Source organism: Bradyrhizobium japonicum USDA 6, from assembly GCF_000284375.1.
Lineage (GTDB): Bacteria > Pseudomonadota > Alphaproteobacteria > Rhizobiales > Xanthobacteraceae > Bradyrhizobium > Bradyrhizobium japonicum.
The window spans coordinates 1,166,530-1,185,015 of the sequence record NC_017249.1 but is presented as its reverse complement, the minus strand read 5'-3'; the positions used below and the strand labels follow the sequence as shown (position 1 = coordinate 1,185,015).

Sequence of the window (18,486 nt, the reverse complement as noted above, 5' to 3'; positions counted from 1 at the left end):
CCCTTGCGGGGGAGGGAGCGCAGTGGAGTTCGCCGCGACAGCGCGAGTCATACGCCACACAGTCACGCTCAATTTGCGCCTTCGCGCAATTTGAACCGCTGGATCTTCCCCGTCGCCGTCTTCGGCAGCGACTCCACCACGTCGATCCAGCGCGGATATTTCCACGGGCCGATCTTCTGCTTGACGTGCTCCTTCAGCATCTCCTGCAAGTCCGCCGTCGCCGCGCCGGGGCGTAGCACGACGAAGGCCTTCGGCTTCAGCAGGCCTTCCGGATCGGCTTCCGGCACGACGGCGGCTTCGAGCACGGCGGGATGCGTGATCAGCGCGCTCTCGACCTCAAACGGCGAGACCCAGATGCCGGAGACCTTGAACATGTCGTCGGCGCGGCCGCAGAAGGTGTAGCGGCCTTCGGCGTCGCGGACATATTTGTCGCCGGTGCGGGTCCAGGGGCCTTCAAAGGTGCGGCGGCTCTTGTGGCGCTGGTTCCAGTAGCCCTCGCCGGCGGAGGGCGCATCGACCAGGAGTTCGCCGACCTCGCCGTCGGCGACATCCTGGCCGGCCTCGTTGACGAGCCGCACCGCATAGCCCGGCACCGGCTTGCCGGAGGAGCCGTATTTGATGTCGCCGGGCGCGTTCGACAGGAAGATGTGCAGCAGCTCAGTCGAGCCGACGCCGTCGAGGATGTCGACGCCGAAGCGCGCCTTCCAGCTGTTGCCGACGGATTCCGGCAGCGCCTCGCCGGCCGAGGTGCAGATGCGGAGCGACTTGCCGCCGCGCTCGGCCTTCATCGTCTCGTCGTTGAGCATCGCCGCGAACAATGTCGGCACGCCGTAGAAGATCGAGGGATTGTACCTGTTCATCAGGTCGAACATGCGCGCCGGCGTCGGGCGCTCGCTGTTCAGCACCACGGTGGCGCCGACCGACATCGGAAACGTCAGCGCATTGCCGAGGCCATAGGCGAAGAACAGTTTTGCCGCAGACAGGCAGACGTCGCTCTCGCGAATACCAAGCACCTGGCTCGCATAGGTGTCGGCGGTCGCCTGCATGTTCGAATGCAGATGGCGCACCCCCTTGGGCATGCCGGTCGAGCCGGACGAATAGAGCCAGAACGCCGGCTCGTCCGGATGCGTCGCAGCGGTAGTGAACTGGTCGCTCTCATCAGCGAGCTCTTCAGCAAGCTGCTTGTGACCGTTCTGCTTGGCGCCGGAGACCACGACGTGCTCGAGATCCGGCATGCGGCCCACGACGTCCTTGATAACGGGGTAGAGCGCCTCGGAGACGAACAGCACGCGCGCGCGGCAATCTGAGAGGATGTAGGCGTATTGGTCCGCGGTCAGCAGCGTGTTCAGCGGCACCGGCACGATGCCGGCGCGGATCGCGCCCAGGAACACGATCGGAAAATCGACCGTGTCCAGCATGATCATCGCCACGCGCTCCTCGCGGCGGACGCCGAGCCGGCGCAGCATGTTGGCAGCGCGCCGGGTCTCGCGCTGGAGCTCGCCATAGGTGAGCCGCGAGACGGTGTCGTCGAAGACGAGCTTGCCGCCCCTGCCGTCCTCGACGTTGCGGTCGAGCAGCCAGGTCACCGCGTTATAGGATCCCTCGCTCACGGACTTCTCCCCCGAATTTAGAATTATAATTCATAGAAAGACACCGCGGCGGCTTGCTGTCAATGCCGGCAGGCACTATGTTTCATTAAAACGCGCCGCAGGACACCCTCTCAAGAAGGCCCATGATCTGCAGTCCATGACCGACAGTCCCGACGCCGAATCCCGATTTCTCGAACAGCTCGGCCAGCGCGTGCGCACCATGCGCGCGCTGCGCGGCATGTCGCGCAAGGTGCTCGCCAAGGTATCGGGAATTTCGGAGCGCTACATCGCGCAGCTCGAGAGCGGCAAGGGCAATGTCTCGATCGTGCTGCTGCGCCGCGTCTCCGACGCGATGGGTGCGCATCTGGAAGACCTGCTTCCCTCGGCCGACCCGACGCCGGACTGGCAGATGTTTCGCGATCTCCTGCGCAAGGCGACGCCGGCGCAAATCGCTCAGGCCAAGGACGTTCTCGCCGGCGGCAGCGCGTCGGCGCCGCGGCGCGCGCCGTTCTGCGGCATCGCGCTGATCGGCCTGCGCGGCGCCGGCAAATCCACGCTCGGCAAGATTTTGGCGAAGAAGGTCGGCTGGAGCTTCGTCGAGCTCAACAAGGAGGTCGAGCAGCAGAACGGGCTCTCGGTCGCCGAGATCATCGCGCTCTACGGCCAGGAAGGCTTTCGCCGCATGGAGCAGGCAGCGCTGCAACAGCTGCTCGCGCGCAACGAGCTGATGGTGCTGGCGACCGGCGGCGGCATCGTGTCGGAGCCGTTGACCTTCGACCAGATCCTGTCGTCGTTCTACACGATCTGGCTGAAGGCCGAGCCCGAGGAGCACATGGCCCGCGTGCGCCGCCAGGGTGACCTGCGCCCGATGGCGGACGACCGCTCCGCAATGGCCGAGCTGCGCAACATCCTGCTGAGCCGCGAACCGCTGTATTCGCGCGCGACGGCGGTGGTGGATACGGCAGGGCTCAGCGTCGATGCCGCCGCCGCGCGCCTCATCGATGCGGTGCGGCCGGTGCTGCAGAACGAGGCGCGAAGTTTCGGCCTGCGCAGCGTGGCGCTGTAAGTTTATCCGCGCGTGCGGCTGCGCCTTGCGTCCCTTTTCGTTTCTCGAAAGAGAACGATATGAAGGGCCAGACAGCACACACCAGGACTTGATGAATGACCACCAGCGACGTCACCACCTCCATGTTCGAGCGGATCGGCGGCAGCACCACGATCGATGCCCTCGTCGACCGCTTCTACGACCGCATGGACACGCTGCCGGAGGCGCAGATGATCCGCGCCATGCATGCGGATGATCTCGGCCTGATCAGGGACGTGCTGAAGCGCTATCTCACCGAATGGACCGGCGGCCCAAAGCTCTATACTCCCGAGAAGGGCCATCCGCGGCTGCGGCAGCGGCATATCGGCTTTGCCATCGGCGATGCCGAGCGCGATGCGTGGCTGCTCTGCATGCGCGGTGCGATGGAGGAGACGGTGACAGACAGCGCCGCGCGGCAGGATCTCGATCGCGCGATATCGGGCCTGGCCGACTGGATGCGCAACCGCAGCTAGCCGCGTTCAGTCGAGGCCGAGTGCCGCTGATGTCGGCGGCAAGCTTCACTCCGGGGATCCGCGGCACCAGGTGGGTTTTCACGGCGTAGCCGCCGAGGAAAATGTTTGGACGGCTGGGCGCCGGCAATGCTTGCACGCGCTCGATGAGCGACGCGACGGCGTCGCACTGCTCGCGTAGGGCGATCGAAACGAGCAGCGTCTTGGGCTCACCCGCGATCGCCGGCTCGGACAGGACATCGAGAACGGTGAGATCGTCGACATGGCGCGTCCGCCATCCCTGGTTTTGCAGCCAGAGGCCGAGGATGCGAATGCCCACCACGTGGATATTGCCCGGCGCGTTCATCAGGAGATAGCAGCCGTCGCCTGCATGCCGCGCCGGCTGCGACCAGGCCTGCCTCATCTTGGCCTCGACAAGATCGACTACCCGCTCGGCGAAGGCGGTGAATTCGTGCTCGCCAGCGACGGTGAGCGTGCCGCGCTCCCAGGCGTTGCCGATCTCGTAGAGCATCGGCGCGATCATGCCGATGAGAATGTCGACCGGCCGGCAATGGACGGCGATGGCGTTGTCGACCAGCGGCCCGGCCGCGTCGAAATCGCTCCTGCGACCCGCGGCAAACAGCGCCTGAAAGATGTCCCGCAGCGCGACCGCATGGGCATATTCATCGCCGCTGAGCAAATCGGGCTGTTCACCCGAGCATTTCCGGCACAGCCCGTGCGTGATGCTGAAGTCGGCGTACGGCCGCATCTCGCCGATGAATTGCTGGCAATGGGCACACCATTTCAGCACGCTCTGACTCCCCAAGGACCACATTAAGGGCGTCGGCTCCGGTAAGCGTAACGCAGCATTGCCGCTTTCGAAAGCGGCAACGTCTCAACGCAAGTGGTGACCGGGTAGTGTCGCGTGCGGCATAGGCGGCTTGCAACGAACGAATTTGAGTCGCGCGGAGGCTGCCTGCTAAGCTTGACGCATGACAGCACCCCTGCCCGACACGATACGCCGCCTCTATACCGATCCCGGCGAGTACATCGACAGCGATCATCCCGCCGTGCGGCAATTCGCCGAGGCCGCCGTGCACGCGGACGCCAGCGCCCGCGAGAAGGCGAGTGTGCTCTACAAGGCGGTGCGCGACGGCATCCGCTACAACCCTTACGTCAGCATGCGCGTCGCCGACACGTTTCGTGCATCGAGCGTGCTTGCCGCGGGGCAAGGCTATTGCGTCGGCAAGGCCTCGCTCTATGCCGCCGCCTGCCGCGTCCACGGCATTCCCGCCCGGGTCGGCTTTGCGGATGTGAAGAACCATCTCACCACCGAGAAGCTGCGCGCGAGCATGGGCACCGACATCTTCACCTGGCACGGCTTCACGGAAGTGCATGTCGACGGCGCCTGGCGCAAGGCGACGCCGACCTTCAACGACACGCTCTGCGCCAAGGTCGGCGTGGCCCCGCTCGATTTCGACGGACACACCGACGCGCTGCTGCATCCCTTCGACGGCGAGGGCCGCGCCTATATGCAATATGTCAACGACCGCGGCACCTATCACGACGTGCCGGCCAAGTTCCTGATGCGCGAGATGGCGAGGGACTATGCCAACATGCAGGGCGAGGACCTGTCGGGCCGTGACATGGAGCGCGAGGCGGAGGGGCGGTGAGATTTCGGGGCAGTCCTCTCACTGAGCACGCGCTCTGTTCCCTCCCCTGCAAGAGGGGAGGGAGCGCAGTGTGCTCGACGGCGCGACGGCACATCTCACGACGCCGAGGCTAACCCACCCTGCGCAATCCCACCCGATCGTTGCACGCGTCGAACACCGAACGGTCGAGTGCTTCGGCGGCAAAGCCCGCCACATAAATCAACGCCAGGATCGCCGCCGAAATCGCCACCGTCTCCGCATGCGCGAACAGCAACCGGAACAACCGCTGCGACAATGTCGGCGGCGGGAAGCGGTAGGTCCGGCCCTGTGGCGTGATCAGGTCAAACGACCGAACCGACCGCGAGCGCTCGGGGATCTTGCTGGGCAGCATCCGGATATCTCCTCTCCAGCTCCTCGATCATGCCGCGCGCGATCTCCCGCTCGCCCATGATGACCACATCCGCCCCCAGCCCCTTCAAATGATCGACCTCGGCATCCGCATGCGCCCGCGCGATGATGCGGATGTCCGGATTGGCCGCGCGCGCCTGCTGCACGATCTGCCCCGCCTCGAACGCCTCGGGGATCGCGATCACGAGATGCCGCGCCCGTGACGGATTGGTGGCGCCGAGAATTTCGGGCTGCGCGGCATTGCCCATGACGGTCTCGATGCCGCCCTGCTTAAGCTTCGCCAGCGCATTCTCGCCGACCTCGGCGACAAGGAACGGCAATTGCCGCTGCTTCAGGGCATCGCCGACGAGCGCGCCGACGCGGCCATAGCCGATCACGATCGTGTGGTCGGTCAGGTCCGTGGTGCGGATCGGTTCGGGCACGGCGGCCGCGGCCTGCGGTGAATCCCGGCGCGGGTCGAGACGCGGCGCGAGCCAGGTGGCGGCCGCGAACATCAGCGGGTTGAGCATGATGGAGAGGATCGCGCCGGCCATGATCAGGTCGCGACCGTCGCTGGGAAGGATCTGCGAGGCGACGCCGAGCTCGGCCAGGATGAACGAGAACTCGCCGATCTGCGACAGGCTCGCCGAGATCGTCAGCGCGGTCGCGACCGGATGCCGGAACAGCGCCACGATCAGGAACGCCGCGAGTGATTTGCCGAGCATGATGATCGCCAGCGTCGCGAGCAGCGGCCAGGGCTCGCGGACCACGCTCATCGGATCGAACATCATGCCGACCGAGACGAAGAACAGCACCGCGAAGGCATCGCGCAGCGGCAGCGATTCCTGCGCGGCGCGCGCGCTGAGCGGCGATTCCCGCAGCATCATGCCGGCGAAGAACGCGCCCAGCGCCAGCGAGACATCGAACAGCTTCGTCGCACCGAACGCGATGCACAACGCGATCGCAAGCACGCCAAGACGGAACAATTCGCGCGAGCCGGTATGCGCGATGTAGTGCAGGATCCAGGGAATCACCCGGCGCCCGACCACCAGCATCAGCCCGATGAACACGATGATCTTGGCCAGGGTCAGCATCACGATGCCGGCAAGCCCGAAGCCGGCCTGCGCAGCCAGCGGCTCGAAGGCTGGCTTGTCGCCGCTGGCGCCCTGAAGGCTTGCGATCGCCGGGAACAGCACCAGCACGAGCACCATCGCGAGGTCCTCGACGATGAGCCAGCCGACCGCGATGCGGCCGCGATCGGTCTCCATCAGGCGCCGCTCCTGGAGCGCGCGGAGCAGAACAACAGTGCTTGCGACCGACAACGCCAGTCCGAACACGAGTCCCGCACCCACGCTCCAGCCCATCAGCCATGCAAGGCCGAGCCCCATCAGCGTCGCAACGGCGATTTGAACGACGGCGCCGGGAACGGCGATGTTGCGGACGCTCAGCAGATCCTGGAGCGAAAAATGCAGGCCGACGCCGAACATCAGCAAGATAACGCCGAGCTCGGCGAGCTCAGTCGCAAGCGCCTGGTCGGCGACGAAGCCCGGCGTGAACGGGCCGACGGCAACGCCGGCGAGCAGGTAGCCGACAAGCGGCGGAATGCGGAACCGCTGCGCTATAGTTCCGAGTACGAAAGCTAGTCCCAGTCCGACGACGATGGTGGCGATGAGAGGTGTGTCATGCGGCATTTTTGCCTTTTGACACAGCGAGCGCGTCGGCGCACCGCGACCAAGTGAGGCGGCTCAGCGCGCGACGCCTGCCGCGATCGCGCCGTCAGATCGACCAATAATTCGGGTGCGCGTAGGGCCGCGAACGATCGCCCCAGTCGAATTCGTCGCCGTCGAACTCGCACGGTCCGCTGGCGAGTTCGTCCTGCGTCACCTCGACACGAAAAGCCTGCCGCGCAGGATCGTATTTCAGCGCGCCCCACTGCACAGGATAATGGTGGTGCGTGCCGAGCAGCCCGCCGGTCCTGATCACGGCGTAGGCGACCGTGCCGGTCACCTTGTCGAGCATCAGCCGCTCGATCGAACCGAGCTTCGCGCCGTCGCGCCCGTAGACGCAGACGTGCTCCACGCGATCACTGGGAACCATGGTGTGTTTCATGGCGTCCTCCCTGTTGTCTTGCTTGACGAGATTATAGGCCCGCGGACGCGCGGCGCCAACGATCGTTGCTATAACAGCTGCGACCGCACGGACTCCGCGCCTTCGCGGAGCAGCGGGAGCAACCGGTCAACCAGCTCCCCTGCCGGCACGCGATCGACATGGGCGCCCATGTTGATGGCGGCGACGATCACGCCGTCGTAGCGGCGCACTGGAACCGAGATCGAGCGGAAATGCGGCTCTGCCTCGCGATCGACCAGCGAATAGCCCTGGTCGCGATCGGCTGTGATGCTGGCGAGCAGCGCCTTGGGATCCGTCACCGTCTGCGGCGTCAACATCTCGCGCTTCATTGTCTTCAGGCGTGCGGCAAGCGCTGCATCATCGAACTGCCCGAGCATGGCGCGGCCGACCGAGGTGCAGAACGCCGGCAGCCGGTAGCCGATCTCGAGCCCACCCGAAAACATCCGCGCCGGGCTGCTGCGCGCGACAAACACGACGTCGTCGCCGTCGAGCACCGCGAGCGAGGAGATTTCCTGAGCTGCCGTGGCGACGCGATCGAGCACCGGCTGAAGCACGGCGACGAGCTGGCTGGAGCGCAGGTAGGACGCCGCGAGCGTCAGCACGTGCGGCGTCAGCGAGAACAGCTTGCCGTCGCCGGCGACGAAGCCGCCGCGCTGAAGCGTGAACAGCATGCGCCGGGCGGTGGCGCGCGGCAGCTCTGCGGCGCGGGCGAGATCGCTCAGCGTCATCGGACCGGTGGTCGTGCCGAAACATTGCAGCAGGCGCAGGCCGCGATCGAGGCTCTCGACGAAATCCGTCGCCCGCTCGTCGTTTTCGCTGCGCTTCAGCTTGGGCATAGGTCCGGGAACATCCTGCAAAATATTGCTTGCCGCCGGACTAATGCATGGCATAATTCGCCCATTCGTTCAATAGGCGAACAAACGCCTCTCCGACAAAGGACGCAGCCGCCATGATGAGCCAGGAGCAGAACGACCTGATCACCCGTACCGGTCCGAAGGACCCCTGCGGCAAGCTGATGCGGAGCTACTGGCAGCCGGCGGCGCTGGTCGACGAGCTGGAGGGCGCGCGCCCGATCCGCCCCGTCAAACTGCTCGGCGAGAACCTGGTGCTGTTCCGCGACGAGAGCGGACGCTACGGCCTGATCGACCGTCACTGCGCCCATCGCGGCGCCGACCTCGCCTTCGGACGTCTCGAACATGGCGGCCTGCGCTGCGCCTTCCATGGCTGGCTGTTCGACGCCACTGGCCAGTGCATCGAGACGCCGGCCGAGCCGAAGGATTCAAAACTCTGCCAGAACATTCGCCAGCGTTCCTATCCCGTGGTCGAGAAGAGCGGCATCCTGTGGGCTTATCTCGGCGAGGGTGAGCCGCCGGCATTTCCGGAGCTCGACTGCTTTGTCGCGCCCGGCACGCACACTTTTGCGTTCAAGGGCCACATGGCCTGCAACTGGCTTCAGGCCCTCGAGGTCGGCATCGATCCCGCACACGCCTCCTATCTGCACCGCTTCTTCGAGGACGAGGATACGTCGACGGCTTACGGCAAGCAGTTCCGCGGCGCCTCCGCCGGCTCTGATCTGCCGATGACAAAGATCCTGCGCGAATACGACCGTCCGATCATCAATGTCGAGCACACCGAATATGGCCTGCGGCTGATCGCGCTGCGCGAGATCGACGAGGAGCGCACTCATGTGCGCGTCACCAACCAGCTCTTCCCGCACGGCTTCGTCATCCCCATGAGCACGGAAATGACGATCACGCAGTGGCACGTGCCGGTCGACGACGAGAACTGCTACTGGTACGCGATCTTCACCAGCTACACCAACGCGGTCGACAAGCAGAAGATGCGCGATCAGCGGCTCGAGCTCTATGAGCTGCCCGACTACAAATCGCGCAAGAACAGCGGCAACGATTACGGCTTCGATCCGCACGAGCAGGCGACCGCGACCTATACCGGCATGGGCACCGACATCAACGTCCACGACCAGTGGGCGGTGGAATCCATGGGCGCGATCCAGGACCGCACCAAGGAGCATCTCGGCTCGAGCGACAAGGCGATCGTGCAGTACCGCCGCCTGCTGCGGCAGGAGATCGAGAAGGTCGGCGGCGGCGAGAAGCCGATGCTGTTCCTGGACGAGAGCAGGGCGCGCAGCATCCAGGGACCGGCCACCATGGACGGCATTGGGCCGACCCAGGGTTGGGAGCTCTACTGGATGGAGGTCGACGTCAAGCGCCGCCGCGGCGCACCTTGGGCCGCGCCGGTGCCGAAGGAGATCGCCGACAACGTGCATCGGCTGACGGCGGCGGAGTGATAATGCCGTCAATCAGCGGCGGGCGCCACATACTCCGCTGTCATGCCCCGCGAAGGCGGGGCATCCAGTACGCCGCGGCCTCTCGTGGATACGTTACCGCCTCTGGAGTACTGGATCGTCCGCCCCAGTGCGCAACGCGCACAAGGCGGACGGTGACAGCGTGGGCTATGCTCGGACCGAGTATCAAGGAGAGATAGCAGTGACTTTCGTCGCGCGTCATGCGCTGTGGTCGGATGAGCAGAGGGACGCCGCAGCCCGCCTGCGCCGCATCGTCGAGGAAAAGAACCTCGAGGTCATCCGCCTCGCCTTCCCGGACCAGCACGGCATTTTGCGCGGCAAGACCATCATCGCCGCCGAGGCGATCGCCTCGCTGGAGAGTGGCTGCTCCATCACCACGACCATGCTCGCCAAGGATACCTCGCACCGCACGGTGTTTCCGGTGTTTACGTCAGGCGGCGGATTCGGCATGAAGGAGATGGAGGGCGCGGCCGACGTGTTGATGGTCGCCGACCCTACCACGTTCCGCGTGCTGCCATGGGCGCCCGCGACGGGCTGGGTGCTCTGCGATCTCCATTTTGGCGACGGCCGTCCCGTACCGTTCGCGACCCGCGGCCTGTACCGCAAGGTGCTCGATGATCTCAGCGGCCGCGGCCACGATTTCGTCGCCGGCCTCGAGGTTGAATTCCACATTTTCAAGCTCGACGACGCGCATATGCGCCCCGAGGATGCCGGCCAGCCCGGCACGCCGCCGTCGGTGAGTCTGCTCAGCCACGGCTATCAATACCTCACCGAGCAGCGCTTCGATCAGATGGAGCCGGTGCTGGAGATCCTGCGCCGCGATATCGTCGCGCTCGGACTGCCCTTGCGCTCGGTCGAGGTCGAGTTCGGGCCGAGCCAGTGCGAATTCACCTTCGCACCGAAGAGGGGGCTGGAGCCCGCTGACAACATGGTGCTGTTCCGCTCTGCCGTGAAGCAGATCGCGCGCCGCCACGGCTATCACGCCACCTTCATGTGCCGGCCGAAACTGCCGAACGTGTTCGCGAGCGGCTGGCATTTGCATCAGTCGATCGTCTCGCGCGCGTCCGGCGAAAATCAGTTCATGGCGAAGGACGGCAGCGAGCCGCTCAGCGCGTTCGGCCGGGCGTACCTTGCCGGCCTGCTCGACCACGCCCGCGCCTCGACCGTGTTCACCACGCCGACCATCAACGGCTACAAGCGCTACCGTTCCTATTCGCTGGCGCCGGACCGCGCGATCTGGGGCCGCGACAATCGCGGCGTGATGATCCGCGTGCTCGGCGGCGCCAATGATGCCGCAACGCGCCTGGAGAACCGGATCGGCGAGCCCGCCGCCAATCCCTATCTCTACATGGCCTCCCAGATTCTCTCGGGCCTCGACGGCGTCGACCGCAAGCTCGACCCCGGCCCGTCCGCCGACACGCCCTACGAGACCAAGGCGCCGCCGTTGCCGAAAAGCTTGCGCGATGCGGTCGCCGCGCTGAAGGACGATCCGTTCTTCCGCGAGAAGTTCGGGCCTGAGTTCGTCGACTACTACACCCACATCAAGAATGCCGAGATCGACCGCTTCCTGTCAGAGGTGACCGACTGGGAGCACCGCGAATATTTCGAGGTGTTTTGACCGAGATACGTCTCACGCCCGCGTGAGGCGACTTCGTCCGGCCTGTTCCGACGACATCACGGCGCCCGCCGACGAAGCCATTTTCCCTGTCCCTCGAAAACGGCCGGAAAGACTCGGGGCCTAGTATCCCTGCATATGATCAACAGCGGAGTTCGATCATGTGGGTTCAGTTGTTCAGCCTGATCTACCGCCTGTCCTGCCGGACCACCTTGGTTGAGATCGGCACGCACCACCTGGCGCGTTAGTCGCCCAGCGATTTGGGTAAGGCATATTGACCGAATAACCGGGGTTCGAATGCGCAAGCTGATTCACCAGCGATAGCCTAGCGTTGCGATGACGGTCAGCGGCGCGCCGCGGTAGCAATAACCGACCTGGCACGTGGTGTAGTGCAGATTGAACAGGTTCTTGGCATTGACCTGGAACTGAAGGCCCCTCAGCTCCTTCGCCGCCTGGCCAAAATCATATTTCAGCGCCGCGTCGATCAGGGTTACCGAGCTGTTCTTGAACGTGTTCGCATCATCGCCGTAGCTCCAGGACATGTAACGCGCGCCGCCACCGACGCTCAATCCCGCGAACGGTCCGGCCAGCGGCAGGGCATAGTTCGCCCACAGCGTCGCCGTGTGCGGAGGATTGCCCGAGGGAAACTTGCCGATCAGCGAGTCGTCAGCGGCCTGCTTGGTCACCATGTCGAGATAGGTGTACGACGAGGTGATGTCGAAACCGCCACCTAGGCTGGCAAGCGCCTGCAACTCGAAGCCGCGGCTTTGAATCTCGCCACGCTGGACCGTCACGCCCGTCCCCGTCGTGACCAGGCCGCCGTCCTGGGTCAAATCGAACACCGCCGCGGTAATGAAGCTCCTCGTGCCCTGCGGCTGGTACTTCACACCGACTTCAGTCTGCTTGCCGGTGGTCGGCTTGAAGAACGCGCCCGACGGATCGACGCCGAGATTGGGAAAGAACGAGGTCGAATAGGCGACGTAAGGCGCAACGCCGGAATCGAACACATAGGTCAACCCGGCTCGCCCGCTATAGGCCTGATCGGACTGCGTCTGCCGGGTCAGCGCGAACAGATCCTCACCCGTGGTGCTGACCCAGTCGCTGCGGCCGCTCAATGTCAGGATCCAGTGATCGAGCCTGGCCTGGTCCTGAACATACACCCCGGACTGGGTTTGCCGCTGGGCCGTCGAGGATGAGATCGCGGGATCGGGAATGGATTCCGGCGCGTAGACCGGCGTCGCCAGGTTGAGATCGGAGACGCCGAAGCCGAATCCCTGCTTGTCGTTGAACTTCGACGAGGTGTAGTCGGTGCCGACCAGGAGTGTGTGCTGCACGGGTCCGGTCGATAGCCTGGCCTCGACCTGGTTGTCCATGATGGCCGATTGCAGCGTGTCGTGGACGTAGCCGGTGTAGCGCGAGACGACATTGCCCACGGGAGCGCCGAGAAAGCCGACATAACGGGTGACCGCATCGACATCGACGTAGCGGAATTTCTGGCGGACGGTCACGTCGTTGTTGAACGCATGCTCGAACAGGTAGCCCACACGTCCCTGCTCCTGATCGAGCGAATTGTAGGACGGACTGCCCGTAAAGATGTCCGTGGTGGTGCCGGTGCCCGTGGAATAGGTGAACATCGATCCGGGCGTCTTCGACTTCTGATAGGACCCGAGAATCGTGAGGGTGGTCGATTGATCCGGCTTCCAGGTCACGGCGGGAGCGATGTAGGTCCGATTGTCCTTGCCGCCCGGCACGAACACGTCCGCGTCGCGCACCACGCCGGCCAGCCGATACGAAAATTGACCGTTGGCATCGACCGGGCCCGACAGGTCGAAATTGCCCTGAATGCGATCGCGGTCGCCGAACACCGTTTGCACCTCGTGAAACGGCTGGCTGGTCGGCAGCTTGCTCGACAGGTCGATCAGTCCGCCGGGGGAGCCGAGGCCATAGAGGGCCGAACTCGGTCCACGGACCACGGTGATGCTGTCGACCCCATAAGGCTCGGTCTTGAACACGCTGAGACCGGCTCCGACGAGCCGTAGGCCGTCAAGATAAACGCCGTTATAGGTGATGTCGAAGCCGCGGATCGCGATGGCGTCGAACCGCGGATCGAAGCCGGACGCATCGATGCGGACGCCGGGTTCATAGCCAACCGCCTCTGTCAGCGATTGGACGGCACGATCATTGAGTTCCTTGCGCGTGACGACCGAGATCGACTGCGGCGTCTCGAGCAAGGGCGTGTTGGTCTTGGTACCCGCCGAGCTGCTGTCTGCAACATAGCTGCTCTCGCTCGACGCGTTGGCGCGACCGGCACCGGCCTCGCGCACACCCGGATTTCCGGCTGGCGCGGGCCTGGCATTGCGTTGCGTCGCGACGCGGCCGCGCGACGACTGCGAAGCTCGCTGAGCGGGCTGGGTACGCGGACGCGCCTGGATCGGTGCCTCCACCGTGACGGGAGGCAATGTCGCCGCCGTCGGCGTCGAATTGGTCCCGGAGGTCTGTGCGACCGACGGCGCTGCATGCAGGACTATTCCCAGGCCGGCCGCTCTCAGACCGGTTCTCGCCATCCGTTCCCAGCCGAGCGTCCGCCCGTCGTTGCGCGTCATTGTCTTCCCCGAGTTCCGTGTTCGAACAACCCGGGAGTAACCAGATCGAGGCGCACGCCGCCTTTGCGCGCGCGCAAATCACCTTTGATCGCACGTGGAGGCGTTCAAGTTCACTGACAGCGGCTCGGCGAATAGCCGAAGTGCCTGCGGAACGCCGTCGCGAAATTGGCCGGATGGGCATAGCCGACCCGAAAGGCCGCCTCGGTGACCGACAAGCGTTGATGAATCAGCAAGTCACGTGCGGCATCGAGCCGGCGAGCCCGCAAATAGTCGATCGCGCTCTCGCCATACGCCATCTGGAATTTCTGGTTGAAGGACCGGCGGCTCAGCCCCGCATTCCGCGCCAGCTCGTCGATGCTCCAGGGATAAGCGAGATCGGCATCCATGCGCGCCTTGACCGATTGCAACCGCACCCGCTGGAGGTCGGCCGCAGGATCGAGCGCGATCCCGCGCTCGCCGGACAAGGCGTGGACCACGATCTCGGCGGCATGCGCCGACAGCAGCAATTGCGTCGCGTTTCCGGCCACCGGTGGCGAGAACATTTCTGCCGCGAGGGCGTGCACACGCGGAGACGCCGGGAGACGGACGATGGCCGTGCCCAACGCGTCGGTCTTGAACAGCGCCCGAACCTCGTCGCCGAGTCCAAGCCCGTCGATCGAGGCTTGGGGAAGCGCCAGGCCGATCGCAGGACGTTCGCCGCAGCGAACCGAGCCTCCCACGGAAAGGGATTCGCGCACGGCAATCGCCGTCATCTGCCTTTCGCCGGTTGCGCGCGTCAGAATGCCGCGGCCTGCGCCTTCATCGAGTGCGACGGAGATGAACAAGCCCGGCGCTACGATCGCGGGCCGATCGGGATCGGCGCGAAACTCACCTCTGATGAACACACAGCCCGGGAAATCCAGCCATTGAGGCGCTGTCGCAGCGCCTCGCTGTGCGGAGCCGATGATGTCGTCGTCAGGCCGTCCGGCAATTTGATTGTAAAAGTCCTGCATCGAATCCGCTACGCCGCGACATTGGCGGCTGGCGGCGGCGCACTCAAGACCTCTGCGCGCAGTTTGGAGAGCTTCGAAACTGACGTCCTCGACGCGGTTCTGCGCGCGCGGCGATCCCGCACGGACGATACGGCAACCAGATCCAGGAGCGCGTCAGATGCCCAGATATTTGTGCTGGAGATCCGGCTCCGCCATCAGCTCGACGGACGTGCCGCTCCACACCGTCTTGCCGCGCTCGATGATGTAGTGGCGGTCGCAGATGCGGGCGAGGTGATCGACGTTCTTGTCGACGACCAGGATCGACTGTCCCCGGCTCTTGAGCAGCGACAGGCAGTTCCAGATTTCTTCGCGGATCAGCGGGGCGAGGCCTTCGGTCGCTTCGTCGAGGATCAGCAGTTTTGGGTTGGTCATCAGCGCGCGGCCGATCGCGAGCATCTGCTGCTCGCCGCCAGAGAGCTGGTTGCCCATGTTGGCGGCACGCTCGGCGAGGCGCGGAAACATCACGTAGATCGCGGCGAGCGTCCAGGGATTGCTGCTGCCGAAGCGATCGGCTGCGGCCGCGACCAGATTTTCGCGCACCGTGAGGTTCGGGAAGATCTGGCGCCCCTCGGGGACGAGGCCGACCCCGAGTTTTGCAATTCTGTAGGACGGCAGCTGCCGGACTTCTGCGCCGGCGAAGCGGATCGTTCCGGCGCGCGCCGGAGTGAGGCCCATGATGGAGCGGATGGTCGTGGTCTTGCCCATGCCGTTGCGGCCCATCAGCGAGACCATCTCGCCCGCCTTGATCGACAGCGACAGGCCGAACAGCACCTGGGAGAGGCCGTAGCAGGTCTCGATGCCGTCGACGTCGAGCAGCGTGTCAGCCATCACCGTTTCAGACATGGTGCGTCACCACGTGCTGGTCGCCGAGATAGGCGCGTTTGACGTCCTCGTTGGCGCGGATCGCGGCCGGATCGCCCGAAGCGATGACGCGGCCATAGACCAGCACCGAGATGCGGTCGGCGAGCGCGAACACCGCCGGCATATCGTGCTCGACCAGCACGATCGAGACCTCCTTGCGCAGCTCCTGGAGCAGTCTCACCATGCGCTGGGACTCAGTGACGCCGAGGCCCGCCATCGGCTCGTCGAGCAACAGCAATTTCGGCTTGCTGGCGAGCGCAACCGCAAGCTCGAGCTCGCGCCGCTCGCCATGGCTGAGCCTGGACACCACGACGTCGGCGCGGTGCAACAGGCCGACGCGGTCGAGGGCGGCATGCGCGGAATCGCGCAAGCCCTTTTCCTTGCGCGCGTTGGCGAAGAAGCGGAACGAGTGGCCTGCATGCGCCTGCGCCGCCAGCGCGACATTGTCGGCGGCAGTGAAGTCGAGCAGCAGCGAGGTGATCTGGAACGAACGGGCGAGCCCCAGCGCGCAGCGGCGATAGGCCGGCAGATAGGTGATGTCGCGCCCCGCCAGCGAGACGCTGCCGGAATGCGGTTCGAGGTGCCCGGTGAGCTGGCTGATCAGCGTGGTCTTGCCGGCACCGTTCGGGCCGATGATGGCGTGCAGCTCGCCGGCCGCGACGTCGAGCGAGACGTTGTCCGTCGCAACGATGCCGCCGAAGCGGCGCACCAGCTTTTCGACGCGGAGCAGCGGTTCAGCCACGATTGAGCCTCCCGAGCAGGCCCATGATGCCGCCGCGGCCGAACAGCACGATCAGCAGCAACAGCGGGCCCATGATCAGCGCCCAGTATTCGGTGATCTGCGACAGGAATTCTTCCAGCAGCAAAAACACCACCGCGCCCATCACCGGGCCGAACAGCGTGCCCATGCCCCCCAGGATCACCATCACCATGAGGTCACCGGAGCGGGTCCAGTACATCACGGCCGGGCTGACGAAATCGGTGTTGTTGGCAAGCAGCGCGCCGGCAAGGCCGCACATCGTGCCTGAGATGACGAAGCAGACGAGCTGGTAGCGTTTTGCCGGAAAGCCGATCGCCTGCATGCGCTGCTCGTTGGAGCGCAGCCCCTGCAAGACGAGGCCGAAGCGCGAATTGACGATGCGCCAGATCAGGACGATCACGGCGAACAGGCAGGCGAGGCAGAGATAATAGAACTGCGTGCGGTTCGACAGGTTGATCAGGCCGGAGAAGTCGCTGCGCTTGTAGACGGTGAGACCGTCATCGCCGCCGTAACGTGCGAGGCCCGAGGCGACGTAATAGGCCATCTGCGCAAACGCCAGCGTGATCATGATGAAGTAGACGCCACGCGTACGAAGCGAGAGCGCGCCGATCACCAGCGCATAGATCGCGGAAGCCGCGAGCGCGACCGGGAACTGGATGAAGCCGGAGCCGACGCCTTCCTGCGCGAGCATGCCGACCGCGTAGCCGCCGATGCCGAGATAGGCGGCGTGGCCGAAGCTCATCATGCCGCCAAAGCCCATGATGAGGTTGAGGCTCGCGGCCGCCAGCGCCAGGATGACGATGCGGGTAAACAGCGTCAGGATGAAGATGTTGCCGGACAGCTGCGAATAGAGCGGCAGCAGCACGAGGCCCGCCAGCATCAGGGCCGTCACGGCCTTGCTCACAGTGAAAGCCTTCATCGACGGCTGGCCGGAAACAGCCCCTCCGGCCGCACCACCAGCACGATCGCCATCAGCAGATAGATCAGCATGGACGACAGCGCGGGCGCGGCGGTGGAGGCGGCGGCGCCGCTCAGCACCTGCCGCAACAGGTTGGGCAGGAAGGCGCGGCCGAGCGTGTCGATCATGCCTACGAAAATCGCGGCGAGGAACGCGCCGCGGATCGAGCCGATGCCGCCGATCACGATGATGACGAAGGCGAGGATCAGGATGTTCTCGCCCATGCCGATCTGCACGGTGAGGATCGGCGCCTGCATCAGGCCGGCGAGGCCGGCGAGCGCCGCGCCCAGGCCGAACACCAGCGTGTAGAGCAGCTTGATGTTGATGCCGAGCGCGCCGATCATCTCGCGGTTGGAGGCGCCGGCCCGGATCAGCATGCCGATGCGGGTGCGCATCACGCCGAGATAGAGCAGCAGCGCGACCAGCAGCGCCACCACGATGATGGCGAGACGATAAGCGGGATAGTGGATGCCGGGCAGGATCGGCACCGGCACCGTGAGCCAGGCCGGCAGCGGCAGCGCAAGCCCGGCCGGCCCCCAGATCAGCCGCACGGCTTCATTGAAGAACAGGATCAGGCCGAAGGTCGCGAGCACGTGGTCGAGATGGTCGCGGCCGTAGAGATGCCGCAGCGCCGTCATCTCCAGCACGATGCCGAGCACCAAAGTCGCGCCGAGCGCCATCAGCGCACCAAGCAGGAAGCTGCCGGTCCAGGCCGCAAAAGTCGCGGCGAAATAGGCGCCCATCATGTAGAGCGAGCCGTGCGCGAGGTTGACGAGATCCATGATCCCGAACACCAGCGTCAGGCCGGCGGCGAGCAGGAACAGAAGCAGACCGAACTGCAATCCGTTCAAGAATTGTTCGACGACGAGCAGCATCAAAACTCTTTCAGGCGCACGCGGTGTCGCGCCGAAGTTCGAACACGGTCGCCATCAGTGAAAGAGCTCCCCCTGCCTCTTCAAGGCGGAAAATGGGTAATGGCAGTATCGTTCCGAGGCAAGAGCGATTCAACACCAGACATGCACTTTGTTGCATGCCGGTGCATGC

At 65.0% G+C, this 18,486-nt stretch carries 16 protein-coding genes and 1 pseudogene; 5 read left to right on the top strand and 12 right to left on the bottom strand.

What is annotated here, in order from left to right; translation table 11 throughout:
• Nucleotides 1–68 precede the first annotated feature (68 nt).
• Nucleotides 69–1,610 (bottom strand): benzoate-CoA ligase family protein, encoded by a 1,542-nt coding sequence (locus BJ6T_RS05380; protein WP_014491281.1) that lies wholly within the window; start codon nt 1,608–1,610, stop codon nt 69–71.
• A gap of 28 nt (nt 1,611–1,638) precedes the next feature.
• On the opposite strand from BJ6T_RS05380, the gene BJ6T_RS05375 reads away from it, so the two are divergent.
• Together BJ6T_RS05375 and BJ6T_RS05370 are read left to right on the top strand one after the other, a co-directional pair.
• Nucleotides 1,639–2,655, top strand: coding sequence for a helix-turn-helix transcriptional regulator (locus BJ6T_RS05375; protein WP_259198793.1), 1,017 nt, complete (start codon nt 1,639–1,641; stop codon nt 2,653–2,655).
• Nucleotides 2,656–2,750: 95 nt separating this feature from the next.
• A complete protein-coding gene (locus tag BJ6T_RS05370) occupies nt 2,751–3,146 on the top strand; it encodes a group II truncated hemoglobin (protein WP_014491279.1) in 396 nt (131 codons plus the stop codon).
• Between the two features lie 469 nt (nt 3,147–3,615).
• Here BJ6T_RS05370 and BJ6T_RS49560 read toward each other — a convergent pair.
• Nucleotides 3,616–3,891, bottom strand: a pseudogene (locus BJ6T_RS49560) (B12-binding domain-containing protein); the annotation flags it as partial.
• Nucleotides 3,892–4,114: 223 nt separating this feature from the next.
• Between BJ6T_RS49560 and BJ6T_RS05360 the strand changes: the two are divergent.
• Nucleotides 4,115–4,795: a transglutaminase-like domain-containing protein gene (locus tag BJ6T_RS05360; protein ID WP_014491277.1), complete on the top strand. Its 681-nt coding sequence runs from the start codon at nt 4,115–4,117 to the stop codon at nt 4,793–4,795.
• Nucleotides 4,796–4,904: 109 nt separating this feature from the next.
• Here BJ6T_RS05360 and BJ6T_RS05355 read toward each other — a convergent pair whose 3' ends face one another.
• The 4 genes from BJ6T_RS05355 to BJ6T_RS05340 all read right to left on the bottom strand — a co-directional run bounded on the left by BJ6T_RS05355 (nt 4,905) and on the right by BJ6T_RS05340 (nt 8,124).
• The gene (locus tag BJ6T_RS05355) at nt 4,905–5,165 is read right to left on the bottom strand and encodes a hypothetical protein (protein WP_014491276.1); all 261 of its coding nucleotides are present in this window, start codon (nt 5,163–5,165) and stop codon (nt 4,905–4,907) included.
• Complete coding sequence (gene ybaL, locus BJ6T_RS05350) at nt 5,116–6,852, bottom strand: YbaL family putative K(+) efflux transporter (RefSeq protein ID WP_014491275.1); 1,737 nt, start codon at nt 6,850–6,852, stop codon at nt 5,116–5,118. The genes BJ6T_RS05355 and ybaL overlap by 50 nt, the downstream gene beginning before the upstream one ends.
• An 85-nt stretch (nt 6,853–6,937) precedes the next feature.
• Nucleotides 6,938–7,270: a PRC-barrel domain-containing protein gene (locus BJ6T_RS05345; protein ID WP_014491274.1), complete on the bottom strand. Its 333-nt coding sequence runs from the start codon at nt 7,268–7,270 to the stop codon at nt 6,938–6,940.
• A 68-nt stretch (nt 7,271–7,338) separates the two neighbouring features.
• The gene (locus tag BJ6T_RS05340; protein ID WP_014491273.1) at nt 7,339–8,124 is read right to left on the bottom strand and encodes an IclR family transcriptional regulator domain-containing protein; all 786 of its coding nucleotides are present in this window, start codon (nt 8,122–8,124) and stop codon (nt 7,339–7,341) included.
• A 113-nt stretch (nt 8,125–8,237) separates the two neighbouring features.
• Between BJ6T_RS05340 and BJ6T_RS05335 the strand changes: the two genes are divergently transcribed.
• A complete protein-coding gene (locus tag BJ6T_RS05335) occupies nt 8,238–9,596 on the top strand; it encodes an aromatic ring-hydroxylating dioxygenase subunit alpha (protein WP_014491272.1) in 1,359 nt (452 codons plus the stop codon).
• A 199-nt stretch (nt 9,597–9,795) separates the two neighbouring features.
• Nucleotides 9,796–11,232, top strand: coding sequence for a glutamine synthetase family protein (locus BJ6T_RS05330; protein ID WP_014491271.1), 1,437 nt, complete (start codon nt 9,796–9,798; stop codon nt 11,230–11,232).
• Nucleotides 11,233–11,540: 308 nt separating this feature from the next.
• On the opposite strand, the gene BJ6T_RS05325 is transcribed toward BJ6T_RS05330, so the two are convergent.
• The 6 genes from BJ6T_RS05325 to BJ6T_RS05300 form a co-directional block, all read right to left on the bottom strand.
• Nucleotides 11,541–13,832, bottom strand: a complete 2,292-nt coding sequence (locus tag BJ6T_RS05325; protein WP_014491270.1) for a TonB-dependent siderophore receptor — start codon at nt 13,830–13,832, stop codon at nt 11,541–11,543.
• 110 nt (nt 13,833–13,942) lie between these two features.
• Entirely contained in the window at nt 13,943–14,824 is an 882-nt protein-coding gene (locus tag BJ6T_RS05320; protein WP_014491269.1) for a helix-turn-helix transcriptional regulator, read from the bottom strand.
• A 153-nt stretch (nt 14,825–14,977) separates the two neighbouring features.
• Nucleotides 14,978–15,706: an ABC transporter ATP-binding protein gene (locus BJ6T_RS05315; RefSeq protein WP_014491268.1), complete on the bottom strand. Its 729-nt coding sequence runs from the start codon at nt 15,704–15,706 to the stop codon at nt 14,978–14,980.
• Entirely contained in the window at nt 15,699–16,466 is a 768-nt protein-coding gene (locus BJ6T_RS05310) for an ABC transporter ATP-binding protein (protein ID WP_014491267.1), read from the bottom strand. Before BJ6T_RS05310 ends, BJ6T_RS05315 begins: the two co-directional genes overlap by 8 nt.
• The gene (locus BJ6T_RS05305) at nt 16,459–17,403 is read right to left on the bottom strand and encodes a branched-chain amino acid ABC transporter permease (protein WP_014491266.1); all 945 of its coding nucleotides are present in this window, start codon (nt 17,401–17,403) and stop codon (nt 16,459–16,461) included. Before BJ6T_RS05305 ends, BJ6T_RS05310 begins: the two co-directional genes overlap by 8 nt.
• Nucleotides 17,400–18,317, bottom strand: coding sequence for a branched-chain amino acid ABC transporter permease (locus BJ6T_RS05300; RefSeq protein WP_014491265.1), 918 nt, complete (start codon nt 18,315–18,317; stop codon nt 17,400–17,402). Before BJ6T_RS05300 ends, BJ6T_RS05305 begins: the two co-directional genes overlap by 4 nt.
• Nucleotides 18,318–18,486: the final 169 nt, after the last annotated feature.